This window comes from Brevibacterium zhoupengii (assembly GCF_021117425.1).
Classification (GTDB): domain Bacteria; phylum Actinomycetota; class Actinomycetes; order Actinomycetales; family Brevibacteriaceae; genus Brevibacterium; species Brevibacterium zhoupengii.
Genome location: NZ_CP088298.1, coordinates 312,712 through 335,398 on the forward strand (window position 1 = coordinate 312,712; position 22,687 = coordinate 335,398).

Here is a 22,687-nt window from a genome sequence, read left to right on the forward strand (position 1 = left end):
TAGATGCGCCGCACCGCAATGAACGGCCGTGGATGCTACGTATTCTGAGCCGTTCGGTTACCGGAGTGCATCCTCCTTCGCTGCGGTGTCAGCCTTGCGTGTCTTGAGGTTACGCAGCACTGCAGTCACCAAGGGATAGGCGAGGGCGATGAGAGCCGCGACCGTGAGGATGAGCGATAGCGGACGCTGGAACATGATGAAGAGGTTTCCATCGCCCATCGCCGAGGTCTGGACCAGGTACTTCTCCAGCAGCGGTCCCAGCACCAGGCCGAGCACGAAGGGCGCTGCCGGGAAGTCGAAGCGCTTCATGAAGTAGCCGAGCAGCCCGGAGAAGAACACGATCCACAGAGTGAACGTGTTGTTTCCCAGAGCGAAGGCGCCCACGAAGCTCATCATGAGCACGATGGGGTAGAGGAAGACGTACGGAATCCTGAGTATCTGAGCGAAGACCGGAGCCATCGGCAGGTTGAGCACCAGCAGGATGAGGTTGCCGAAGAAGAAGCTCACAAGCAGACCCCACACCAGGTCAGGTTCCTGCTGGAAGAGCAGAGGACCGGGCTGGAGTCCGAAGATGACGAACGCACCCAGAAGCACGGCCGTCGTGCCGCTTCCGGGAATGCCGAGCGCGAGGGTGGGGATGAAGCTCGCATTGGCAGCGGCGTTGTTCGCAGCCTCCGGAGAAGCAACGGCTTCCGGGGCACCCTTGCCGATGAGGTGCTTGAATTTGCTGACCTGCTTCTCCACGCCGTAGGCGAGGAACGTCGCCAAGGTGGCACCCGCTCCGGGAAGAACACCGACGGCGAAGCCCAGGGCGGTGCCTCTTGTGGCGGCTGGGGCGGACCGGGTGAGCTCCTCCTTCGTCACCAGAAGATCCTTGAAACGTGCACGGATGGGTTTCTCACCGCCTCGGCGGATCTGGTGGAGTACCTCACCGACGGCGAAGATTCCGATCATCACAGCTACGAAGTCCAGTCCGGAGAGCAGATTGACGCTGCCGAAGGTGAACCGTGCTGTGGAAAACCCGGATGCCACTCCGACCATCGACACGAGGAGGCCTGCCGCGGCCATTGTGATGCCGCGCAGAATGTTCTCACCGGCAAAGGACACGATCGTGGCCATGCCCAACAATATGATCGCGAGATTCTCCGCTGGCCCGAAGTTGAGCGCGAAATGTGCGATCGGTTGGGCCAAGGCAATGAGGCCGATGAGTGAGATGATTGCGGCGAAGAACGACGCCAAGGCGGAGATCGCCAAGGCTGCTCCCGCTCGACCCTTGCGTGCCATCTGATACCCGTCGAGGGTGAGCACGACGCTCGACGAGTCTCCGGGAGTGGAGATGAGGATCGAGCTGATCGAGGACCCGTACTGGGATCCGTAATAGATTCCGGCCAACATGATGAGAGCGGTGACTGGTTCGAAGGCCAGGGTCACGGGTAGCAGGATGGCCACACCTGTGGTGGAACCGAGTCCGGGCAGCAGACCGATGACGGTTCCGAGAAGGACGCCGACGAAGCACCACAGTAGGTTTTCGGGGCTGACTGCGGTTTCCAGCCCGAGCATGAGATTGTCGATCATGGAGATTCCTCAGATCAGTCCGAGCATCCCGGTCGGCAGGGGAACCGACAGGACGAGCCCGAAGACGATGTAGACGAAAACGGCTGCGCCGATCGTTGTGGCAGCTGATGTCCACCATTTCTGCTTCTCCACGACGAGAAGCAGGAAGAGGATCGCGGCAGCCAAAGAGATGATGAGGCCGATGACAGGAATGAGCGCGAGGGCGACCCCGAACGTGATGAAGATGTAGAACGGAGCGCGGTTGCGCTGCTTCTCCGTTCGCCCGAAGGTATCGAGGTCGTCGCTCGAACTGTCATCGGGGCGAGACTCCGCGACGGCGTCCATCGATTCCGCTGCATTGGCTTCGATCTCTTCGACTGCAGACATGATGCGACCTCCAGAGGTGCCAACGCGTGCGAAGAAGAGGCGGAAGATCTCAGCGGAAGAAGCCAAGAAGATGAAGGTCCCGGTGAGGAATGGAAGCATTCCCGGCCCGACCTGCCCACCTTCCACGGTGATCCCGTAGCCGAATCCCATGATGGCGGCCACGCCTCCGACGACTCCGAGGATCGCAGTCCCGACAACATCGGCGAGCTCTGGCTTGTTCCGTGGCGGATTCTTCTCCGTTTCGATTGCAGTGCTCATCGTGGACTCGCCTCCAATCCCGCGGTTCGACGATTCTCGGCCATCCGCACAGCGAGGTCGAAGGCATGGGAGCTGGGCCCGAGATCGGCCGCTCCGGTGCCGACGATGTTATGTGCGGTGCCGTGTGCCGGTGTGGCGATGGGAATCGGAATCCCACCGTGAACGGTGACTCCCTGATCGAAGCCCAACAGCTTCATCGCGATCTGACCCTGATCGTGATACATCGTCACCACTCCGTCGTAGTCCCCACCGACTGCGCGAGCGAAGAGAGTGTCGCAGGGGAATGGTCCCTCAACATCGATTCCACGCGAGCGGGCCAACTCGATGGCCGGGGCGATGTCATCGATCTCCTCTCTGCCGAACTTCCCGCCCTCACCTGCATGAGGGTTGAGCGCACAGACCGCCAGTCGCGGCGTTGGGGTGCGGGTCTGAGTCACAACACGATTGAGCAGCTCAATGGTCTCAAGGACCTTGCCGGCACTGATGCCCTCGGCAATCTCCGAGACCGGAACATGCGAGGTGACACGTGCCGTGACGAGCGACTCGATGAAGTTGAGCTCCGAGGTGAAGCCGCCGAAGTTGAGCCGCTTGGCGAACCAGCGCAGCTCGTCTTCCTCGGTCATACCTGCCTGCCCCATGGCTCCCTTATTCAGGGGAAAGAACATGACGCCGTCTGCCCCACCGCCGGCACACAGGTCGAGCGCGGTGGCCAGGTCGGCAAGCGCGCGCTCACCTGCGGCAATGCTGACTTCACCCACCGGAATGGTGGGCCCTTGGTACATAGTGCCGAGGAACTCGATGCCCTCACGGTCAGGAATGGTCACTGCCGCCGTCTGCGCGAAAGAGTCCAGCTCCGCCTCGGTTGCAGTGACAAGCAATCGCGCCCGAGCACGATTAGCGGGATCGGCGAGGAGCCGGGCCATGAGCTCGGGACCGACGCCGGAGAGATCTCCGGGAACGAGGACGATTCGGGGGATGTCTGGCGTCATGATCATTTCCCGATCGCATCCCGAAGCTCTTTGTCGTTCTCGCCGAGGTAGGTGGCGAAGTCGTCGCCATAGGCGGCGTTGGGCTGCATCATGTTGTCTTCGATGTAGGTCTTATACGCATCCGACTTCTCAAACTCCTTCGCCTTCTTGATCCAGTACTCCTTCGCTTCCTCCGGAATGTCTCCGGGAGCGATGACGCCGCGGAACTGAGCGAAGGCAACGTCGATGCCCTGTTCCTTTGCGGTCGGAATGTCTTTGAGCTCCGGGTACTCGTAGCGCTCGTCGGCCGCGGCGCACAGAGGTTTGAGATCGCCCGATTCCAACTGTCCCGACACTTCGCCTGGATTCACCGAGATCGCTTCGACCTGGCCGCCGAGAGCCGCAGTGATGGCCTCGGCTCCTGATTCGAAGGGCACTCGGTCGAACTTGGCTTTGGTGGCCTTCTCCATGAGGGTGAACGTGATGTTGTCGAGACCGGTTGCACCGGAGATCGCTACGACAGTGCGTTCCTTCTTGCCCTTGTCCGTGAGATCGGAGCAGGTCTTGAGCGGAGAGTCGGCCTTCGTGACGATCAGTGTGTAGTCGTCGCCGAGCTTCATAATCGGAGTGAAGCTCTCATAGGTGAACTTCACATCCTGAGTTGCCGGAAGAGCGAGCATCGCAGTCTCCGTGGCCAGGAGATAGTTCGGATCGCCGCTGCGACCGAGGAACTCCGAATAGCCGACAGCGCCGGAACCGCCGTCGATGTTCTGCACCGTGATGGTCTTGCCCGTAGCTTCCTCAAGCCCCGAGGCAGTGGCGCGGCCTGCGATATCGCTTCCACCGCCAGCAGCAAAGGGCACGATCATGGTGACATTGCCCTTCGGCTCGAACTCTCCGCCGGCTGTGTCACCTGATGCTTGGCCGCAGGCACTGAGCCCCAGTGCGAGAGTGCCGGTCACGGCCGCGGTGGTGAGCAGTTTCTTCGAATGCATTTCTATCTCCCTTGACAGAATCTTCAGTGGTGCCCGATATTGTGCTGATGTTGTAGTCGGCTGGGGTCAGTGGCGATGGCTCAAGTGGTCGCAGACAGCGAAGCGCGTACCTCCTCGAGCCAACGATCAGATTCCGGAGTCGCTCCATCGAGCTGGTCGACGGTGTCGACGAGGAATGACAGGTTTCCGTGGTCGTCGAATTCGCGTTCGATCTCATCAGGGTCGCGACGCAGAATGACGTCGAGCATGCGCGCATGCCTGGCGACGTTGCCGTCGAGGTCCTCGATCTCGCGCCGAGCCTGATTGTTCAGGGCCATGCACATCTGCAGCTGCATCGCCATCGCCCGGTACGTCGATTCGATCCTCGCGTGGCCGGCCAGTCCGACGACCGCATAGTGGAATTCGAATCCGGCCGCGACCATGTCGCCTTCAGAGCCCGATTCTGCGATCGCTTCCATCGTGCGCAGCGTCTCCCGGCAACGTTCGACCCTGTCTGGAGCGAGCTCGGGCAGCGTCAGACTCATGGCCATCCGTTCGAGTTCACGGCGCAGGGTGGCGATCTCGAAGACATCATGCTGGGAGATCGACATGATCCTCACGCCCTTGCGCGGCACGTGTTCGACGAGGCCGGTATGAGCGAGTTCTTTGAGCGCCTCACGGAGCGGAGGGCGTGAAATTCCCAGTTCTTCACACAGGCGCTCCTCCACGAGACGTTCTCCCGGCATGTAGTTTCCTGCCAGGATCGTCCCTTCGAGAGCTTGCCTGGCCAATGTCGCCAAGCTGGGTTGAGATGCGATGAGAGTTACCACTTCCGGATAGATCCTCTTTTGTATACAGTAGTGTGAAGACTGTAACGCGGATCACACCAGCAAATCAATGGTTTGTCCAAGGTTGGACACGCGATTCCTACAGGATCGATGAATATCAGAGGAGGATCTCATGGATGAAACCGAATCCGGCTCGACTGGCGGTGGCGAAGGACCCCTCTCCGGGGTGACCGTTCTTGAACTCGGAGTGTTCATGGCCGGACCGTTCGCAACGATGCAGCTTGCCGACCTCGGCGCACGGGTGATCAAGATCGAGAATCCCATCGGCGGTGACCAGACACGGAGCACAGGGCCCTTCATCAACGGAGAGAGTGCCCCATACATGCTCATCAACCGGAATAAGGAATCAATCACCCTCGATCTCAAGAGCGAGGTCGGGCAGGAAGCCTTCATGCGACTGGCGGAGACAGCCGACGTCGTGGTGGAGAACATGCGGCCCGGAGTCATGCAGCGCCTCGGAGTCGCCTATGAAGACGTCCGTGAGCGCAACCCCGGGATCATCTACGCCTCGGCATCCGGATGGGGCCAGGACGGCCCACTGTCGAAACTGGCCGGGCTCGACATCATGGCCCAGGCGCGGAGCGGGCTGATGAGCATCACAGGCCAACCCGACTCGCCGCCGGCCAAGGTAGGCGTGCCCATCTGCGACCTCACCTCGGCGATGTATGTCGCTCTGGCGCTGACCTCGGCTCTCTATGAGCGCAACAGCTCGGGGGAGGGGCAGTACATTGACGTATCGCTCTTCGAAAGCGGAGTCTCCTACGCCGTGTGGGAAGCCGCAGGGTATTTCGTCGAAGGAAAGGTAGGGCGACCGAACGGCTCCGCACACCAGAACCAGGCTCCCTACCAGGCAGTCCATTCATCCGACGGGTTCGTGACCATCGGTGCGAACACCCCTCGCAATTGGGTGCGGTTCTGCAACGGGCTAGGACTGGAGGAGCTGCTCGATGACGAACGATTCCAGGAGTCCTATGACCGACTCACGCACAGGGAAGCGCTCATCGCCCTCATCGAAGTGAAGACGACGAGGATGACAACCGACGAAATCGTCGAGGTCCTCAATGAGGCAGGCGTACCCTGCGCTCCGATCAGCGACTACTCGCAGGTGTTCACCGATGCGCATCTGGCCAGCCGCGACTTCTTCTGGGACTCCGAGCACCCGGTGGCCGGCACCGTGCGACAGATCGGCTCTCCGATGCGATTGTCACGGACACCGGCCAGGCGCGGACCTGCGGGACCATCCCTCGGTGCCGACAACTCACTACTCGACGAACTCGGGTTCTCGGCAGACGAACTGGCCGAACTGAAGTCACAATGAGACGCGTACAGGGAAAGGCACGACAATGACCGAAGCAGCAGATTCAGGGGCAAAGACGGACAACCTGCTCATCGAGAGCGAGGACGGTGTCCTCACCGTCACCTTCAACCGGCCCGAGGCGCGAAATGCGATGACCTGGGACATGTACATGGGCCTTGCCGAGGCGTGTGAGACGGCCGATGGAGACGACTCCATCCGTGTCATGGTTCTGCGCGGAGCGGGTGGGAAGGCCTTCGTCGCCGGTACCGACATCGCACAATTCACCGAGTTCGACGGTCCCGCGGGCGTCGCGTACGAGAAGCGCATCTCTGAGGTGCTCGCCCGTCTGCGAGCCGTGAACATCCCGGTCATCGCAGCGATCGACGGGTACTGCGTCGGTGGAGGCCTCGGGATCGCAGCTTGTGCCGACGTTCGCGTCGCCTCACCGAGGGCGCGCTTCGGGGTGCCGATCGCGCGGACCCTGGGCAACTGCCTCTCCGGTGACACCCTGGGTCTGCTCATCGAACTGCTCGGGCGTGCCCGCGTAGTCGATATGCTGCTGCGGGCACGGTTCATCGAGGCCGATGAAGCCCTGGGCGCTGGGTTCGTAGGACTCGTCACCGAGGACATCGCCGAGGCGACCGCTGAGTGGGCGGCCACGCTCAAGGGGCACGCACCGCTGACGATGTGGTCTGTCAAGGAGGTCGTTCGCAGGCTTTCCGATTCAGGTGGTTCCGTTGACGACGAGGACATCGTCGAACGAATCTATGGCTCGCAGGACTTCCACAACGCCGTGCACGCGTTCGTCAGCAAGACTCCTTACGAATGGCGGGGGCGCTGACCGCGTCGCTGGCTTGGGCGTGCCCGATGATGTCAGGCGTCGTAGGTCCGCATCACCTGTGAGTCGTCGCGACGGAGGTGACCCAAGTCGGCCGCGTCAGCGAATTTTCTGGCCGCCACCGGGAGCAGGGCCAGCTCGATGTCGACGTCCTCGGCCACCTCGGCGACGATGGTGGTGTCCTTGACGAGGATGCCGACGGCGCTTGCGACCTCGACGTCGACATCCTTGAGCATCCGCGGGCCGCGATCACCGAGCATCCAGGAATTCGCGGCACCGGCCGTCATCGCTTCGAGAACCTTGGCTTGGTCGAGACCGAGCCGCTCGGCCAGCGACAGTGCTTCCGCGGCGGCCACGACGTGGACGGAACACAGCAGCTGATTCACCGCCTTGAAGGACTGACCGTCTCCGATGCGTCCGCCACAGTCGATGATCGTCCCGAGCGACTCGAGAACCGCCCGTCGGGACTCGAGCACCTCCTGCGGACCCGAAGCGAGCATCCGCAGAGTGCCGGCCACGACTCCGGCGATGCCCCCAGTGACAGGAGCGTCGAGGACTCCGATGCCTTGCGCCTCGGCACGCTGCGCTGCGGCTCGCACCGCTTCTGGCCCGACTGTGGACATGATGACGAGCACAGCGTCTGGCGACATGAGTGAGAGCAGCCCAGGTGTTCCTGTCTCCTCGTTCCCGTCGAGCGCCTGCGTGAGCTGACTGCCGTCGGCGACCATGACGATGACCGTCGCCGCAGACTCTGCCGACAGAGGTCGTTCCTCATTCGGCAGCCCCGCTTCCGTGGCACGAGCGCGAGGCCCCGGGAACGGATCGACGCCCGTGACATGGAATCCTGCCCCTTGCAGCCGCAGGGCCATGGGCAGGCCGATGGCTCCGATTCCGAGGAACGTGATGTGGTCGGCGCTGACAGTCATAGATCCTCCATTGGATCGTGTCGTTGATGCGGTCGGTGCGGTCGGTGCAGGAGATCAGTGGAAGTAGAGGCCGCCGTTGATGCTCAGGGTCTGTCCCGTGATGTGTCCGGCGCCCTCGCTGATGAGGAATTCGACGGTTGCAGACACATCTTCGGGCACCGAGATCCGCCCCAGAGCGGTCGCGGCCCCCATCGCCTCGCGGCGTTCGTCATCGAGTGGGCCGCCCATGATGTCGGTATCGACCGGCCCCGGGGACACCGAGTTTGCAGTGACACCGTGCGGGCCGAGTTCCAGGGCGACTCCGCGCATGAGGCCGACGATTCCTGCTTTGGCTGCGGCGTAGGCGGTTTTCGAGAACGTTCCGCCGCCCTTCTGTGCCGTGACAGAGGACAGGCCGATGATGCGACCCAGTCCGTTCTTCGCCATGATTCTGCCGAAGGCTTGGGTGACGAGGTGTGTCGCGGTGAGGTTGTTCGTCATCACCCGCGCCCATTCGTCATCGGTGATCTCGAAGTAGGTCGTCGAGGAGGAGACACCGGCGAAGTTCGCCAGAGCGACGATTTGGGGCAGGCCTGCTTCGAAGGCGGCTGCCGCCTCGGCGATCTGATCTGATCGGGTCACGTCGACACCCCTGCCAAGGGCGGTCACACCATATTCTTCGGTGATCTCGGAGGCGAGATCCTGGGCTTCGCCGCTGCGGCGAGCAATGAGTCCGAGGTTCCAGCCGGAGCGTGCAAGACGGTGGGCGGTGTGGCGACCGATTCCATTCGCGCTGCCGACACCGGTGAGAATCGCGGTGCGTTCGGCAGGGAAGGCCGGGCCCAGGGAGATCGATGACTGAGCGCGGGTGGATGAAGTCGTCATGAGTGCGTGGTGCCTTTCGTCGTTTGTGCGGTGGAGAGGAGCCCGATGAGGTAGTTTCTGTTCTCTGCGCAGACGCCGAGGCTGTCGCCCCCGTACTGCTCCATGAGGAAGGGGCCGTCGAAGCCGAGTTCCACGGCGCGGGTGACCATTGCGCGGTAGTCGATGAGGCCGTCGCGCATCGTCGTCGGATGGGAGGTGAACCAGGACCCGTCGGCGGCCTCATCTCGCTGGTAGTTCTTCATGTGCCAGTAGTTCGCGTAAGGGAGAGTGAGTTCATGCATGGCTCGCCAGTCATCGATGGGGCGGTGCAGACGGACGAGGTTGCCGATGTCGGGGTTGAGCCCGACATTGTCGAGTCCGATCTCCTCAACGAGACGGACGGCGGACTCGGCGGTGCCCAGGTAGGTGTCCTCGTACATCTCCAAGGACATCGGCAGGCCCACCTCGGCGGCGTGCTGGCCCAACTCGCGCAGACGGTGGACTGCCAGTGCACGGACCTCGGGGTCGTCTGGATCCTCCCAGCCTTTCGCCGTCCAGAACCAGAGTGCCTCGCGTTGGGCCTGGGAGAAGGGCTGATGCAGTCCGGTTGAGAACACTTGGCAGCCGAGTTCGGCGGCCGCGTCGATGGTGCGGTGAGCGTAGTCGAGGTTGGCCTCGCCCTGGTCGGGGTCGATGATCGACTGGCGTTGGACATGGATGGAGGTGAGTTCGACACCCGCCGAGGCGGCCAGGTCCTTGAAGAGGCCGCGGCGTTCGGATGAGAGATCGGCTGGGCGAATGTGGCTGTCGGCGATCTCGAGGGCGGTGAAGCCGAGAGCGGAGACCGTGGAGAAGATTCCGGCCCAGGTCTGAGGGTCGGCTTCATGGAGGGGCAGGCCGCTGGGGTCGGTGGGGGAGAAGCCGTGCATGCAGCAGGCGATCGTGTGCTCGGTTGGGCTCATGGGTCCTCGTGGTTCTCTTGGGTGGGAGGTTGAGGGTCTTCGACGAGCGCGCGGTGGGCGACCATCCTGACGTGGTGGCGCATGGCCGCTTCCGGTGCGGTCGGGTCTGGTGAGGCGAAGGCTTCGATGATGGCTCGATGTTCGGACAGTGCTTCGTTGACGTCGGTGATGCCGTGGGGCAGCGCCTGTCTCAGGCGGTGGACCTGGGCAGCCAGGTCGTGTGACATCTTCACGAGGTAGCGATTGCCGCAGTGCTCAAGGATTGTGTCGTGGAAGTCTCGATCCCGGGCGAAGTACTCCTGGGCCGCACTGACCTGGATTCGGCGCGCGTCTTCGGGACTGCCGGCGACCTCGTCGCCTTGTTCGGTCGTCTCCCGTACTCTGTCGCCGGCCTTCTCGTGCTCGGCTTGGGCGGCTGCCAGTGAGCTGAGCAGGTCCTCGCTGGCCGGTGTCGCCAGCCGTGTCGCTGTCGTCTCCACCGTTTCGCGGGCGATGAAGAGCTCTTGGAGCTGTCCGCGATCCAGGGGAGGGGAGACGCGGTAGCCGCGCAGGGCTTCGCGGACGACGAGGCCGGTGCGTTCGAGGTCGACGAGCGCTTCCCGCACCGGCGTCGGTGAGACGTTGAGCTGCCTGGCCAACCCGTCGATGGACACTCTTTCGCCAGGTGAGATCTCTCCGGTGAGGAGAATTTCGAGGATGTGTTCGTAGACGAGGTCGCGGAGTCCACGACGTTCGATGTCTGCGCGGGGGATCGGAGACTGTGCATTCATGAATTCAGCATAATGACATCGGCGAGTTCATCGAGGATTCTCGGCACTGAATCGGGGTCGTGGGCGAAGCGTCCGAGGAAGAGTCCGTCGACAGCGGGACCCAGCTGAGCGAGCAGACCTGGGCCTGCGCTTCCGCCGTAGACGAGGCGGAAGTCGAGACTGGGAAAGTGGATTCGAGTGCGTGCCCGCACCGCTTCGCAGACGGCGATGATGTGTTCCGGGGCGGCAGGCTGCTGCGCACCGATCGCCCATATCGGCTCATAGGCGAGGACGACGCCGCCTGCGGGTGACAGGCCACCGGCAGTCGAGGGCAGGGCCGAACGGATCTGGGCGACCACCTCGGCGGCGGCAGATTCCGGTGAGCCGGCGGTGTTCTCTCCGACGCACAGGATGGGGAGCAGTCCGTGGCGCAGTGCGGCAGATGTCTTCGCATGGACGATGTCGTCAGTCTCGTGGAAGTGTCGACGGCGCTCGGCATGGCCGACTTCGACGTAGCGGCAGCCAAGTTCGGCAAGTACGGCCCCGGAGACCTCCCCTGTCCAGGCACCAGCCTCCTCAGCGGACAGGTTCTGGGCACCGATCTGCAGGGGTCCGCGCAGATCGAGGCACGCGGGGATCGATGGAAACTGGGGGAGGAGCACAAGCTCAGCCGTCCCCGAGGTGACTGCCGGGTGGGCGTGCGTGAGCTCGGTGACTCTGGTGGCCCAGTCGACTGTCTGTGCGTGGGACATGTACATCTTCAGGCTGATCCCGAGGAGTCGGTCCGGGAGAGCCGGCGACGGTGCTGAGGGGGCAATGTGCGAGGGCATGTCAGTCATGGATCAGCGAGATTCGTAGGCGCTGATCTGTGCCACTTTGTCGTTCGAAGCGCTCGCCGGATCGAAGGTGTATCCGATCCATTCCCTGGCCAGACGCCGGGCGAGCTCGAGGCCGATGACGCGTTGGCCCATGCAGAGGATCTGGGCATCGTTCGACAGGACCGAGCGTTCGACGCTGAACGAATCGTGCGCCGTGGCTGCTCGAATGCCCTTGACCTTGTTCGCGGCGATCGCCACACCGAGCCCGGTGCCGCAGATGAGTATTGCGCGATCGGCATCGCCTCGAGCGACCATTTCGGCAGCGGAGGTCGCGATGGAGGGATAGAAGGTGTGTGATTCGGAGTCGACGCCGACGTCGACGACCGAGGTGATGCGTTCGTCATCTCCGAGGTCGGACTTGATGATCTCTTTGTAGTCGAATCCCGCATCGTCAGATCCGACGACCACTCGCAGGCTCATGATCGGGCTGCCTTTCGCTCGGTGCTCTGGATGATTGGCGTAGGAGTGTCAGTGGTGAACTGGTCTGCAATCGCCGAGGCGATCATCGCCAGGGAGATCGCGCCCGGATCCGGTGTACCCAGGCTTCGATCACCGTGTGCGCGGGCACGGCCGCGAATTGCGACGAGGTCTGTCGTGGATTGGGCCGCCCGAGCAGCTGCATCTGCGGCATGGGTGGTTGCACGCGCGAAGACTGACGGCGTGGAGTCGGGACCTGCAGAGCTGACAGCGTGGGAGAACTGTGTGGCGAAGGGGGCGAGAGCATCGAGAAGAGTTTTGTCTCCGAGCTCGACTCCGCCGAACGTGCGGACCTCATCGACTGCGGCATTGATGGCGGTGGAGATCGCAGCAGGTGTCGGCTGGGAGTCACCGGCGAACCCTTCCGCCAGTGTGCTGATGATCCGTCCCCAAATGGCGCCGGAGGTGCCTCCTCCGATGTCGGCCCAGGCTTCACCGGCTGAGGTCAGTACCGCCTCGGCGCCATGGCCGTTGGCAATGGCATCTGCGGCGGCGCGTGCTGCTGCCTTCGACCCGCGCTGCATTCCGATTCCGTGATCACCGTCCCCGGCGACGCTGTCGAGGCGACCGAGCTCACCGGCTGCGTCATCGAGGACTGCGGCGATTCGTGTGAGGACGGTAGAGATTTCTCTGCCCAACTGCTGTGAAGCCGCGGAAGCGGGAGTCGGGACTGCGATTGCCTCGTGTTCCTGTTGAGGCTGCTGTCCTGTGAAGCTGGTTGGAAGGTGTGCGGTCCCGAGCTCGCCACGGGTGTACGCGGCTGAGGAGCAGGGAGCTCCCCACAGCGGCTCGAGCTCATCGTCAAGCCACAGGAGGGTGAGCGAGAGTCCGGCCATGTCGAAACTCGTGCAGAATTCCCCGACCTCGGGGTCGACAAGTTCGTATCCGGCCTCTCTCAACAGGGGGTCGATAAGGCCGTAGAGAAGATAGAGCTCCTCGTATTTGACCGTGCCCAGTCCGTTGAGGATGGGCACGACCCGCCGTGACGAATCGGGTGCTTCGACGAGGAGGCGGGAGACCAGGAGCTCAGCCAGTTGGATCGCCGAGGGGAGCGGGACCTCGTCGATTCCCGGTTCACCATGAATGCCCAGACCGATGGCCATATTGCCCTCGGGCACAGTGAACAGCGGTTCGTCGGCTCCCGGCAGGGTGCAGCCGGAGAACGCTACTCCGATCGAGCGGGTGCGGTCGTTGGCTGAGCGGGCAAGGCGCTCGACTTCGTCCAGGTCGAGGCCAGCTTCGGCGGCGGCGCCGGCGATCTTGAAGACGACGAGGTCTCCGGCGATGCCGCGACGTTTGTCGATCTCGTCCCTGGATGCGCTGAAGATGTCGTCGGTGACGACGACCGTGCGTGCCTCGATCCCTTCAGCGCGAAGCTGTTCCTGGGCCTGGTCGAAGTTGAGAACGTCTCCGGCGTAGTTGCCGTAGCTGAAGAGGACGCCGCGGCCCTGATCGCAGCTGCGGGCCACGGACATGATCTGCTTCGTCGAGGGTGATGCGAAGACGTTTCCCATGGCCGTTCCATGGGCCAGGCCGGGGCCGACGAGTCCTGAAAATGCAGGGAAGTGGCCGCTGCCGCCTCCGATGACGAGAGAGACTGTGGGTTCGCTTGCTGCGGTGGAGCGCACGACTCCGCCATCCACGGCTCGCACCCAACGGGACGAGGCGAGCGCAAAGCCGCGTGACATGTCGGAGACGAAGTCATTCGGGTCATTGAATAATCGGGTCACGAGTTCCCCTTCGAACTGATTCCTATTTCATAGATCCTATAGGATTATTGTTCGAGTGCAAGGGGTCATGAGTGGCAGCGATCATTGATCAGTCACACGACAACGACGTCCCGCGACACTGCCTAGTGTCGCGGGACGTCCTTGTGAGGTCGGCAGCTCCGGTCAATCAGCCCCAGTAAGAGGCCGACCGTGTCCGCACGCTGTCGCGGAACTGGCCCGTTGACTTCTCCAGGAGTTCACCGGTGCCCCAGTCGAGGACCACTCCGTACTTCCGGACGACATCATGGACGGTGATGTCGTTGGCGCGATAACGACGGGCAACCTCGGCGGGATCGGAATCGAGCCACGATGCGCGCTCGGAACGAATCTGTGCACGCAGTTTCGTCGAAGCGGCTTCGTCGATTTCGTACTCGTCGAGTTCGGCATCGATCTCTGTGATGACGACACCGTAGTCCTTGGCTGCTCGATCGATGGAGACGTAGCCGTCGATGACGTCTTCAAGTACCTCGGCGCTCGGGCGCTCGAGCGGATCTCCGAAACCGCCGCCGCCGGCGCTTGGTCTTTCAAACGTGTCACCGGGGGAGATGGACACGTTCGAGAACGTTGCGCCCAAGTACTTGGAATCTTCAGAGGACGGATTTAGCCACACGCCGTGTGGGATCGAGGGGAGCCCGCCGTTGATGCCCCAGGTGGTGGAACGACCGCGGTCGCAGCAGTAGCTCATGACGGCTCCGGCCGCATCGGTGAGAATCCCGCCTTTGTTGACGCCGCAGCCTCCGCGGAACCTGCCGGGTCCGCCCGAATCCGTGTTGATCGAATGCTGCGTGGTGATGACAGGAGTGAGGCGTTCCTGTCCCTCGACGGGCTGCACAGCGAGTCCCGTGCCGAAGACCGGTGAGGTAGCGGACGACCCGTCCTTCGTTGAGCGGCCGCCCCAGCCGCCTGCCATCCAGTCGTACCACATGAAGTACGGGCTCGACTTGGTCCGGCCATCGTGGCCGCCCACCAGCAGATACTCGAGGTTGAACGCGCAGGCCATAGCACGCTCCGGCATGATGTGGGACCAGAGCTCGAAGATCGCGTTCATGACCTTTTCGTATGGGCCCGAACAGAAGCCGGTCACGGCATGTGGCCAACCGGCGTTGACAACAGTGCCTTCCTCGCCGATCTCTGCCGTCACCGCTTCATAGAAACCGGAGTTGAGAGGTACCTCGGGGAAGAATGTCTTGGTGCCGGCGTAGATCGCGGAATACGTGGTTCCGTAGCCAGAATTGAGGAACGTGGACACGGCCTCGGCCGAACCTGTGAGGTCGTAGTGGATGCCTTTGCCATCCAGCGTGAGCTTGACCCGGACAGGTGCCAGCCCCTCGCCTTTTGCGGGATCACCATCGAGGTAATCCACGGTCTCCCATTCGCCTTTGGGGAGGTCGCCGAGGCTGGCAACAACAGTACGGCACACGTAGTCCTGCGTCTCCTGCATTGCATCGAGGACAGTATCTTTCGAATACTTGTCGACGAGCCGCAGAACCTCGCGCTCGCAAACTGCAGTTGCCTCGGCCTGAGCATTGAGATCGCCGAGAGCCTGATCGGGCGCACGAGTATTCGACACGAGCAGCTGCGCCACGTCGTGGAGGAAGCGCCCTTTGTGCCACACGCGAAGCGGTGTGATGCGCAGCCCTTCACCGAAATGCTCACTGGCAGAGACATCGAATGATCCAGGTACGGACCCACCGATGTCTGCCCAGTGTCCCTTGTTCTGTGCGAAGCCGATGATCTCGTCTTCGGAGAAGATGGGCCGAATAAAGCTGACGTCATTGAAGTGCGTGCCGCCACGATAGGGATCATTGATGAGGAACACATCACCGGGATTGATGTCGTCGCCGAACTCTTCCATGACTGCTTTGCATTGGAAGTGAAGCGTCCCGACGTGGACGGCGATGTCCGCACTGCCCTGCATGACGGTGTTGCCGTACTTGTCGCACAGGGCTGAGGAGAAGTCACGAGAATAGATGACAAATGAGTAGCAGGTGCGAAGGATCTGCTCGCTCATGAGGTCAACGCTTGTAGCGAAGGCGTTCTTGAGCACTTCGAACGTGACGGGGTCGAGTGTGGACGAGCGGTCGCTGACACTGGAGATCGTAGTCATTGTTCTCTCCTCAATTCGCGGACGTAGTTGATTCGTTCGAGGCCGATGCCAGAGCTGGTTCACCGGACTCGGTGGACAGAGTGATGCGAATGTTGAACCATTCGTCGATCACCGCGGAGGAGCCCGGCGGGATGACTGTCGTCGCATCGATCTGATTGAGAATGGCAGGTCCGATGAATGCTGCTCCCGAGGGAAGGTTCTCCCGCTGGTAGACAGGCGTGGAGTGCCATTTCCCTTCGAAGTAGACCTCACGGACCTCTAGCGGCTCTCCAGGATCCTTGGAGCTGACTGGTGATGGCTTGAAGCTTGGTTTCGGTGTCTTGCCCAGGGCTTTGAGGTGAAGTTGGTAGATCTCAACCGGGGTCTCGTCCTGTCGGAATGCGTACTGCTTCTCGTGCTCTTCGTGGAAGAGCTGGACGGCTTCTCGCAATGCGTGAGGCCCGGTGCCCATCTTGACCTGCAGAGAACGCCATTGACCTTGGTAGCGCATAGAGATGCCGCGTTCGAAGACACCATCGGCTTCGGCAACTTTTTCGTGCCTCAGCCGATCCCGACCCTCGAGTTCGAGCTCTTTGAAATGCTGGTCCACGGCCTCAGCGTCGGCGTCTTCTGCCGAACCGGTGAACATCTGAGAGAGGTCGTGCTGAATGTCGACGAGGAGACATCCCAACGCCGAGGTGACGCCAGGGCTGGGCGGAACGACGATGGTCGGAATGTTCAATTCCTTCGCCACGTCCGCACCGTGAAGGGCTCCGGCTCCGCCGAATGCAATGAGCGCGAAATCGCGGGGATCAAGGCCGCGCCGAATGGAAACCAGGCGGACAGCGTCGGCCATATTTGCATTGGCGACCTTGATGATCGAATCGGCCGCAGCATCAATATCAAGGCCAAGGGGCCCAGCGACCTTCGACTCGATTGCTTCCTTCGAGCTAGCTCGGTCCAATGTCATCTCACCATCGGCGAGATCAGTTCCCAACCGACCCATCCACAGGTTCGCGTCGGTGTTCGTCGGTTCGGCACCGCCGCGACGGTAACAGGCAGGCCCGGGATCAGCTCCGGCCGACTGAGGTCCGTTGCGCAGCGATCCCGCAATATCGATATGAGCCAGAGACCCGCCACCGGCACCGATGGTGAGGACCTCGATGCTGGGGAAGACGATTGGATGACCGTATTCGACCTCCCAGTCATTTGTCACCCGAAGTTCGCCGTCGGCCACGAGCGAGATGTCGGTTGATGTTCCGCCCATGTCGAGCCCGACGGCGTTGTTGAACCCGCACTGTTCGGCCACATGTTGGGCCGCAATTGCCCCAGCTGCGATGCCGGAGGCAGCCAACCGTACGGGGAACCGCTTGACCATCTCGGAGGTCATTGATCCACCACCGGAGTGGAGTAGGAGCAGCTCCCCGGCGTAGCCGTCGTCCGTGAGGCTCTTATCCAGCTTCTCGACGTAACCCGAAACCAGCGGTCCAAGGACTGCGTTGGCGACAGTGGTGTTGAAGCGGTTGTGTTCGAAGATCTCAGGCAGAATCTCCGCTGAAGTGGAAATGCTGGCTCCTGGAAGCTCTTCGGCGAGGAGCTCGCGCATCTGGACTTCGTGCACGGCATTGGCATAGGAATTGATGAAGCAGATGGCGACAGTGTCCACGCCCCGCTTCTTGAGCAAACGCCCGAGCTTGCGCGCTTCATCTTCATCCAGAGCGGTCACGATATTGCCCGCGTAATCGATGCGTTCGGTGACTTCGAACCGGTCACGCCGACGGATATAGGGGCCCGACACATCAGAGTAGGCGTCCCACAGATCGTCTTTCGTCCCGTCGCGGATCTCGATGACGTCGCGGAAGCCCTTCGTCGTCACCATCGCCGCTTTGGGAAAATTACGAGTGATGAGCGCATTCGTGGCAACAGTGGTTCCATGAGAGAACAGTTCGACGTCGCTGAGGTCGATGTTCGCTCGTTTGACCCCGTTGAGGACAGCATTCATCGGATTGTCTGGGGTAGATGGTACCTTCGTTACCCGCATTGACTGGGTGGGTTCGTCGAAAATGCAGATGTCGGTGAAGGTGCCGCCGACATCGACAGCGACTCGCAGATTAGCCACGTGATCTCCTTTGATTGTGATCTGGAATACATCCTGGGCTGGTTGCGGGTGTTGGGTCAATGGAGGAACCGAAGGATAAATTCGCTGATATTGTAAAAGTTACAAGAGTCGTCGAACGGCGCTGGTGAGCTGGTCGGAACCCTGAATGCGCGAGGAGGCGTGGTGGAGAGATCGCGGGAGTGGGTGTTCGACGAGCTGTTGGCATCTCTAGGTGCTGCGGATCCTCTGGAGTCGGTGCTGCGGCGCGCGGCCAGGGCCTGCGGAGGGTCCGGGCTGGTCGTCAACGAGCTGGGGGAGGTCATCAGGTCCGTCGGGGCGGCTCCCAGTCATCTCATCTCAGACTGGGTCCTTTCTGCCGATCTGGCGGATGCCGCGCAGACTCAGATCGGACGGTGGGTCGTGCGGGCCCGTGCGGCGCGAATCAGGCAGAGGGATCATGTCATCGTCATCGCTGTCCACGAGGAGTCCGAGTCGGGTAGTAATGTCCGTGAGTCGGGGCGTCCTGGGCGTGGCACTGTTGCTGACGTGTCACTCGTCTTCGACACGATGACCAAGATTCTCAATGCGTTTGAGGGCTTCGAATCCTTCTCGATCAGCACGCGCCGGGAAGAGTCCGCACGACTTATGCGTGACCTTGAGGCGGGGATATCACCGGGAAACGAACCAGCACGATGGAGATCGCTGGAGAGCTTCGGGTTCGCACCCTACCAACCTGTTCGAATCGTGCGCGCACGAACAGGCGCAGGATCATCGAGGACCACACGGCAGTCACCCACCCCGATACAGGGGATCGTCGCCAGTGACACCGGCTACACCACCTCGGCGGTGGAGCACACTGCTCTGTGCGCCGAAGGCTTCGTCCTCGAGGACTACTTCGCCGCTGACGTCATTGGGGTCGGGATCTCCGAACCCTTCACTGCACTCAGTCAAGTTCCTGAGATGTTGCGATCGGCAGACGTGGCCATCGAGGCTGCCGCGACTGGAGCATTCGTCTACGTCGACTCTATGCGCCCGGTGGTCTGGGCTGCAGCTCGAATGAGCTCACGTTTCGACCGCCTCGTCGTTCAACGCTACCTCGACAGGATCTCCCGGAATTCCGATTCCTGGACGACACTGACCACATTCGTCGACTGCGGTGCGAACATCGCTGAGGCGGCTCGTCATCTGCAGGTCCACGAGAACACCGTCCGGTACAGGCTGGCGCAGATCGAGAACATTCTCGGCTCGCGCCTGAGTGAACCGAAGGCGATGGCCGATGTCGTCATCGCGCTCGAGTGTCGACGGCAGGGTCCGGGGGAGTGAGAGTATGCGCGAGCACCCTCTTCAGCGCGGGTTCTAGGTAATCGGCAAATCTCGCCGGATTCTCGGCATGAGGAAAATGGCCAAGCTCGGGCATTTCACAGAAGGACGAGTTCGGAATCGCCTCGGCGAGGCGCCGTGACGCTTCCGGCGGAACTGTCGTGTCGTAGCTTCCGCTGAGCACAGCGATGTGCGGACTCGAAGGTCTCAGCAGATTTCTCACTGGGTCGACATCCCATTGCTGGTATGACTCGATGTCGGCCACATAGAGGCCATGGCCGCCGGACGAGTATCCCCACCACACGCGTTTCCGGAACTCTGCGGGCGATGCCGGATTCATCAGTCCATATGTCCATTCTGGGACGAAGTGAGTCTGATCGATGTCGGTCGCCCGCAACTGAGGGACTGACCGGTTGCGCACTCGCGGACCCGCCTGACATGCGACGGCGCCGGCGAAGTATTGCGGATAGGTTGACACGGCGTGGACGACGGCAGCCCCGGCCATCGAGACGCCCAGGAGTACCGGCGCAGGTCCGCCGATCGCACGAACGGTGTCGGCGATGAATTGTGAATACGTCTCCGGGGTCAGCATCCAGTCGCCGACGGCCGTGCCGAAAGTCGGCGAGGAGCTTCCGTGCCAGGGCAGGTCGACAGTGATGAGTTCGAAGCGGTCCGTGAGATCCGACTCGGTCATGAGGCCGTGCCATTGAGTGCTTGCACTGCCGGCGGTGGCCAGTGCAATGATCGGCGGTCCGCCGCCGCAGCGTTCAACGTGGACATCGGCAGTGCCCACCGCCGAAGACACCCGGTGATATTCTCCACGAGCTTTCAGGGGTCGACAGGGGACGAAGTCTGTCGGCCGATCTCCGCGCAGTGCCTCGATCGCGGCGCGGACAAGATGCATATGCCGGACGTAGGCGATGGAGTCACCGGTGAGTGAAATGGTACCGGTCCGCACCAGGTGGATGACACTCTGTTGACCGGGGGCTGGGTCCGAGCGGGTAAGTTCATCCCAGACCTCGTTCGTGGCTCGCAGCGCGAAATCAGGAGGACTGTCGTGGTGATTGCAGCCACCATGGCTGACGAACTCATCGGCGTGGAGGTCGCCGTCGGTGAACCGCACGCGACGTCTCCAGTTGTCCCCGACGACGTCGAAAGCGACCGAGGCTCCTCGCGCAAGAGCAATGAGTTCCTGTGACTGCACGAGGAGGTCGACTGAATACTTCATAATTCGCCGATCGTCGCCGCCAGGCAATTGAGCGGCCCCGTGAGGGGAGTGTGTCGTTCGAGTTCGCCTGCATCATGGCCGCTGACCAGGACCGTCGCCGTGTTTTCACGCAACCGGTCTAGCGCGCGATATGACTGTGGCAGATCGGTCATCGACAGGAAAAGCATGTCCCGCTCGAGCTCCTCATGAAAATGCACCGCATCGCTGGCCAACACTACTGGTCCCTCGCTCGTGGTGACAGTGACTATCGCCTGGCCGGGTGTATGCCCGCCGAGCATCGTGACTTCGATGCCCGGCGCCACGGTGCAACTTTCTTCGAAGAGCGTCAGACGCGACTGTTGCTCGGCCTTAGCCAGTTCTCGGACTGCAGCTTGATCCCCGAAATGCGCGAACAGTGTCTTCTCGGCCAGCTCGTCGGTCCAGAACTCCCATTCGGCTCGTGAGATGTACACCTGAGAGTTGGGAAAGGCACCGATATTGCCGACGTGGTCGTAGTGGGCATGAGTGATGATCACCGGCGCGCCGCCAGCGGGGTCGATGCCGAGCTTTCGCACTGCCTGCACAGGGTCGACGAGGATCTCACGGTCTCTTCGCTTGCCCTCAACTGCCGAATACCCGGTGTCGACGATCACCACCTGATCACCTCGGCGCAGCACCCAGAAATAGTAGTCGACTCGGTGGGGTCCGTCAGGTTCGTTGTAAAACGAATAATTGAGGAACGCATCCGATCGCACTGTTTCACGCGTGCCATGTCGGATGATCACGATCTGCCAGGGATCATCATCCGGCGCCGAGGTGGTGGTGATGTTCATATTCACAGGTCCATTCCCAGGGTGATGGTGGTTTATTCTCCGGAGCCGCCGGCATGGGCTTGCACTGTGGGTTCGATGCCTTCAGCTCCGACCACTTCCCGCCAAGCCTCGAAGCCGGTCTGGAAGGCGACGATCCCAGCTTCGGGCAGAGCAATTTCTATGGCCTCCAAAATTTCAGTCTCGGAGACCCCAATGTCGAGCGCTACGCGGATATGTGACTGGATGTGGCCCTTCGACGCGCGCATAACTGTGAGGGAGACGATGAAGATGAGTTCTTTCGTCCGCCGGTCGAGGGTGCGTTGGTCCAGGTACGCGGCTGAAACGACATGATTTGCTGCCTGTAGCACGGGGAAATCCTGTTTGGCCATGATTTTGTGGTAGTCGAGCACATAGCCTCTTTTGGTGGCCATATCGTCGATGTAGGCCTGTGCTTCAGCGGTATTTTCGGTCATTTCTGCATCCTTTTCTTTGGGTTGATCTGCTTTGTGGTGATCTGCGGTGGCGGCTGGGCGGTGTTGGCTAACGATCAAGTCCGTAGAGTCGGCTGATCTCGGTGTGATCAGGCGTATCACCTAGATCAGCGCGGCCAGTGTTCAGCTTGTCGAAGGCGACATCAGTGACGGGTGTTTCCAAGGAATGCGCCAGTCCCATAGCGATGGTCATGTCTTTGAGCATGAGGTCGTAGGCGAATCCGCTCGTGAAATTCTGCGGGAGGATGTATTTCGTGACCTTGAGTTCAGATGCTTGGCTGCGACCGGTCGCTGAGTTGAGAACCTCAGCCATCTTCGTCGGTTCGATGCCGAAGTCATCGGCCATGGTCAAGGCCTCGCAGGCCACGGCGATATTGGTGGCGCTGACAAGGTTGTTGATGGCCTTCGCCGCATCGCCGGCACCCTCATTGCCCACGTGGATGATCGTCGTGCCCATGACTTCGAGGTGGGGCCGTGCTTTGGCGACGGCTTCATCCGTGCCTCCGACGAGTATCGACAGCTCACCGGTCCGGGCCTTTGGTACGCCGCCGGAGACGGGGGCATCGACATAGTCGACCCCGAGCTCTTGAGCTTGCCGGGCGAGATCTTGGGTGCTCGTAGGTTCGCTCGAACCCATATCGATGATGAGGGTACCTTCGCTGAGGCTGCGCAACAGGCCATTGTCGCCGGTGAGTGTGTCCTCGACCTGACGGCTGCTGGGGAGCATAAGGATAACGGTGTCGATTCCGGCAGGGAGCGAGCTCAGGTCGGTGACTGGAATGGCTCCTCCCTCCTCGACCACCTGTGCAGTGGCTTCATTAGAGAGATCGAAGACTGCAGTGGTGAATGTCTTGGCGTGCAAGGCAGCCATGGGCGCACCCATCCGCCCGAGTCCGATGAAGAGCGTTGTAGCCATCTGTTCGTTCCTTTGCGATTGCTGGAGTC

The 22,687-nt window shown here is 61.7% G+C and carries 21 protein-coding genes; 3 read left to right on the forward strand and 18 right to left on the reverse strand.

What is annotated here, in order from left to right:
• Positions 1-57: 57 nt before the first annotated feature.
• The 5 genes from LQ788_RS01410 to LQ788_RS19830 all read right to left on the reverse strand — a co-directional run bounded on the left by LQ788_RS01410 (position 58) and on the right by LQ788_RS19830 (position 4,971).
• Positions 58-1,575 carry a tripartite tricarboxylate transporter permease gene (locus LQ788_RS01410; RefSeq protein WP_231444562.1) on the reverse strand — a complete coding sequence of 506 codons (1,518 nt, stop codon included), beginning with the start codon at positions 1,573-1,575 and terminating at the stop codon, positions 58-60.
• Between the two features lie 9 nt (positions 1,576-1,584).
• Positions 1,585-2,199, reverse strand: a complete 615-nt coding sequence (locus LQ788_RS01415) for a tripartite tricarboxylate transporter TctB family protein (protein WP_231444564.1) — start codon at positions 2,197-2,199, stop codon at positions 1,585-1,587.
• Positions 2,196-3,188 carry a 4-hydroxythreonine-4-phosphate dehydrogenase PdxA gene (locus tag LQ788_RS01420; RefSeq protein ID WP_231444566.1) on the reverse strand — a complete coding sequence of 331 codons (993 nt, stop codon included), beginning with the start codon at positions 3,186-3,188 and terminating at the stop codon, positions 2,196-2,198. The genes LQ788_RS01415 and LQ788_RS01420 overlap by 4 nt, the downstream gene beginning before the upstream one ends.
• A 2-nt stretch (positions 3,189-3,190) precedes the next feature.
• Positions 3,191-4,162, reverse strand: a complete 972-nt coding sequence (locus LQ788_RS01425) for a tripartite tricarboxylate transporter substrate binding protein (RefSeq protein WP_231444568.1) — start codon at positions 4,160-4,162, stop codon at positions 3,191-3,193.
• Between the two features lie 80 nt (positions 4,163-4,242).
• Entirely contained in the window at positions 4,243-4,971 is a 729-nt protein-coding gene (locus LQ788_RS19830; RefSeq protein WP_262908294.1) for a GntR family transcriptional regulator, read from the reverse strand.
• A gap of 130 nt (positions 4,972-5,101) precedes the next feature.
• Between LQ788_RS19830 and LQ788_RS01440 the strand changes: the two genes are divergently transcribed.
• Positions 5,102-6,307 carry a CaiB/BaiF CoA transferase family protein gene (locus LQ788_RS01440; RefSeq protein ID WP_231444570.1) on the forward strand — a complete coding sequence of 402 codons (1,206 nt, stop codon included), beginning with the start codon at positions 5,102-5,104 and terminating at the stop codon, positions 6,305-6,307.
• A 25-nt stretch (positions 6,308-6,332) separates the two neighbouring features.
• On the forward strand, positions 6,333-7,127 hold the full coding sequence (locus LQ788_RS01445) for an enoyl-CoA hydratase (protein WP_231444572.1): 795 nt from the start codon (positions 6,333-6,335) through the stop codon (positions 7,125-7,127).
• Positions 7,128-7,159: 32 nt separating this feature from the next.
• On the opposite strand, the gene LQ788_RS01450 is transcribed toward LQ788_RS01445, so the two are convergent.
• The 9 genes from LQ788_RS01450 to LQ788_RS01490 all read right to left on the reverse strand — a co-directional run bounded on the left by LQ788_RS01450 (position 7,160) and on the right by LQ788_RS01490 (position 17,933).
• Positions 7,160-8,050 carry an NAD(P)-dependent oxidoreductase gene (locus LQ788_RS01450; protein WP_231444573.1) on the reverse strand — a complete coding sequence of 297 codons (891 nt, stop codon included), beginning with the start codon at positions 8,048-8,050 and terminating at the stop codon, positions 7,160-7,162.
• Positions 8,051-8,104: 54 nt separating this feature from the next.
• Positions 8,105-8,914, reverse strand: coding sequence for an SDR family NAD(P)-dependent oxidoreductase (locus LQ788_RS01455; RefSeq protein WP_231444576.1), 810 nt, complete (start codon positions 8,912-8,914; stop codon positions 8,105-8,107).
• Complete coding sequence (locus tag LQ788_RS01460) at positions 8,911-9,855, reverse strand: sugar phosphate isomerase/epimerase family protein (RefSeq protein ID WP_231444578.1); 945 nt, start codon at positions 9,853-9,855, stop codon at positions 8,911-8,913. Before LQ788_RS01460 ends, LQ788_RS01455 begins: the two co-directional genes overlap by 4 nt.
• Positions 9,852-10,625, reverse strand: coding sequence for a GntR family transcriptional regulator (locus LQ788_RS01465; protein WP_231444580.1), 774 nt, complete (start codon positions 10,623-10,625; stop codon positions 9,852-9,854). The genes LQ788_RS01460 and LQ788_RS01465 overlap by 4 nt, the downstream gene beginning before the upstream one ends.
• The gene (locus LQ788_RS01470; protein ID WP_231444582.1) at positions 10,622-11,443 is read right to left on the reverse strand and encodes a triose-phosphate isomerase family protein; all 822 of its coding nucleotides are present in this window, start codon (positions 11,441-11,443) and stop codon (positions 10,622-10,624) included. The genes LQ788_RS01465 and LQ788_RS01470 overlap by 4 nt, the downstream gene beginning before the upstream one ends.
• 3 nt (positions 11,444-11,446) lie before the next feature.
• Positions 11,447-11,902 carry a ribose-5-phosphate isomerase gene (locus LQ788_RS01475; protein ID WP_231444584.1) on the reverse strand — a complete coding sequence of 152 codons (456 nt, stop codon included), beginning with the start codon at positions 11,900-11,902 and terminating at the stop codon, positions 11,447-11,449.
• Entirely contained in the window at positions 11,899-13,689 is a 1,791-nt protein-coding gene (locus tag LQ788_RS01480) for a dihydroxyacetone kinase family protein (RefSeq protein ID WP_231444586.1), read from the reverse strand. The genes LQ788_RS01475 and LQ788_RS01480 overlap by 4 nt, the downstream gene beginning before the upstream one ends.
• Positions 13,690-13,855: 166 nt before the next feature.
• Positions 13,856-15,835 (reverse strand): hydantoinase B/oxoprolinase family protein, encoded by a 1,980-nt coding sequence (locus tag LQ788_RS01485; RefSeq protein ID WP_231444588.1) that lies wholly within the window; start codon positions 15,833-15,835, stop codon positions 13,856-13,858.
• Between the two features lie 10 nt (positions 15,836-15,845).
• Entirely contained in the window at positions 15,846-17,933 is a 2,088-nt protein-coding gene (locus tag LQ788_RS01490; protein WP_231444590.1) for a hydantoinase/oxoprolinase family protein, read from the reverse strand.
• A 159-nt stretch (positions 17,934-18,092) separates the two neighbouring features.
• Between LQ788_RS01490 and LQ788_RS01495 the strand changes: the two genes are divergently transcribed.
• Positions 18,093-19,235, forward strand: a complete 1,143-nt coding sequence (locus LQ788_RS01495) for a PucR family transcriptional regulator (RefSeq protein ID WP_231444591.1) — start codon at positions 18,093-18,095, stop codon at positions 19,233-19,235.
• Here the strand turns inward: LQ788_RS01495 and LQ788_RS01500 are convergent.
• The 4 genes from LQ788_RS01500 to LQ788_RS01515 all read right to left on the reverse strand — a co-directional run bounded on the left by LQ788_RS01500 (position 19,195) and on the right by LQ788_RS01515 (position 22,658).
• On the reverse strand, positions 19,195-20,460 hold the full coding sequence (locus LQ788_RS01500; protein WP_231444593.1) for an alpha/beta fold hydrolase: 1,266 nt from the start codon (positions 20,458-20,460) through the stop codon (positions 19,195-19,197). The genes LQ788_RS01495 and LQ788_RS01500 overlap by 41 nt on opposite strands.
• Entirely contained in the window at positions 20,457-21,272 is an 816-nt protein-coding gene (locus tag LQ788_RS01505) for an N-acyl homoserine lactonase family protein (protein WP_231444595.1), read from the reverse strand. The genes LQ788_RS01500 and LQ788_RS01505 overlap by 4 nt, the downstream gene beginning before the upstream one ends.
• 32 nt (positions 21,273-21,304) lie before the next feature.
• Complete coding sequence (locus tag LQ788_RS01510; RefSeq protein WP_231444597.1) at positions 21,305-21,724, reverse strand: carboxymuconolactone decarboxylase family protein; 420 nt, start codon at positions 21,722-21,724, stop codon at positions 21,305-21,307.
• A 67-nt stretch (positions 21,725-21,791) separates the two neighbouring features.
• Complete coding sequence (locus LQ788_RS01515) at positions 21,792-22,658, reverse strand: NAD(P)-dependent oxidoreductase (RefSeq protein WP_231444599.1); 867 nt, start codon at positions 22,656-22,658, stop codon at positions 21,792-21,794.
• Positions 22,659-22,687: the final 29 nt, after the last annotated feature.

Excerpts from the sequence above, each read along its gene's own strand:
- LQ788_RS01410 (WP_231444562.1), bottom strand. The coding sequence starts at position 1,575 with ATGATCGACAATCTCATGCTCGGGCTGGAAACCGCAGTCAGCCCCGAA.
- LQ788_RS01415 (WP_231444564.1), bottom strand. The coding sequence starts at position 2,199 with ATGAGCACTGCAATCGAAACGGAGAAGAATCCGCCACGGAACAAGCCA.
- LQ788_RS01420 (WP_231444566.1), bottom strand. The coding sequence starts at position 3,188 with ATGACGCCAGACATCCCCCGAATCGTCCTCGTTCCCGGAGATCTCTCC.
- LQ788_RS01425 (WP_231444568.1), bottom strand. The coding sequence starts at position 4,162 with ATGCATTCGAAGAAACTGCTCACCACCGCGGCCGTGACCGGCACTCTC.
- LQ788_RS01440 (WP_231444570.1), top strand. The coding sequence starts at position 5,102 with ATGGATGAAACCGAATCCGGCTCGACTGGCGGTGGCGAAGGACCCCTC.
- LQ788_RS01445 (WP_231444572.1), top strand. The coding sequence starts at position 6,333 with ATGACCGAAGCAGCAGATTCAGGGGCAAAGACGGACAACCTGCTCATC.
- LQ788_RS01450 (WP_231444573.1), bottom strand. The coding sequence starts at position 8,050 with ATGACTGTCAGCGCCGACCACATCACGTTCCTCGGAATCGGAGCCATC.
- LQ788_RS01455 (WP_231444576.1), bottom strand. The coding sequence starts at position 8,914 with ATGACGACTTCATCCACCCGCGCTCAGTCATCGATCTCCCTGGGCCCG.
- LQ788_RS01460 (WP_231444578.1), bottom strand. The coding sequence starts at position 9,855 with ATGAGCCCAACCGAGCACACGATCGCCTGCTGCATGCACGGCTTCTCC.
- LQ788_RS01465 (WP_231444580.1), bottom strand. The coding sequence starts at position 10,625 with ATGAATGCACAGTCTCCGATCCCCCGCGCAGACATCGAACGTCGTGGA.
- LQ788_RS01470 (WP_231444582.1), bottom strand. The coding sequence starts at position 11,443 with ATGACTGACATGCCCTCGCACATTGCCCCCTCAGCACCGTCGCCGGCT.
- LQ788_RS01475 (WP_231444584.1), bottom strand. The coding sequence starts at position 11,902 with ATGAGCCTGCGAGTGGTCGTCGGATCTGACGATGCGGGATTCGACTAC.
- LQ788_RS01485 (WP_231444588.1), bottom strand. The coding sequence starts at position 15,835 with ATGACTACGATCTCCAGTGTCAGCGACCGCTCGTCCACACTCGACCCC.
- LQ788_RS01500 (WP_231444593.1), bottom strand. The coding sequence starts at position 20,460 with ATGAAGTATTCAGTCGACCTCCTCGTGCAGTCACAGGAACTCATTGCT.
- LQ788_RS01505 (WP_231444595.1), bottom strand. The coding sequence starts at position 21,272 with ATGAACATCACCACCACCTCGGCGCCGGATGATGATCCCTGGCAGATC.
- LQ788_RS01510 (WP_231444597.1), bottom strand. The coding sequence starts at position 21,724 with ATGACCGAAAATACCGCTGAAGCACAGGCCTACATCGACGATATGGCC.
- LQ788_RS01515 (WP_231444599.1), bottom strand. The coding sequence starts at position 22,658 with ATGGCTACAACGCTCTTCATCGGACTCGGGCGGATGGGTGCGCCCATG.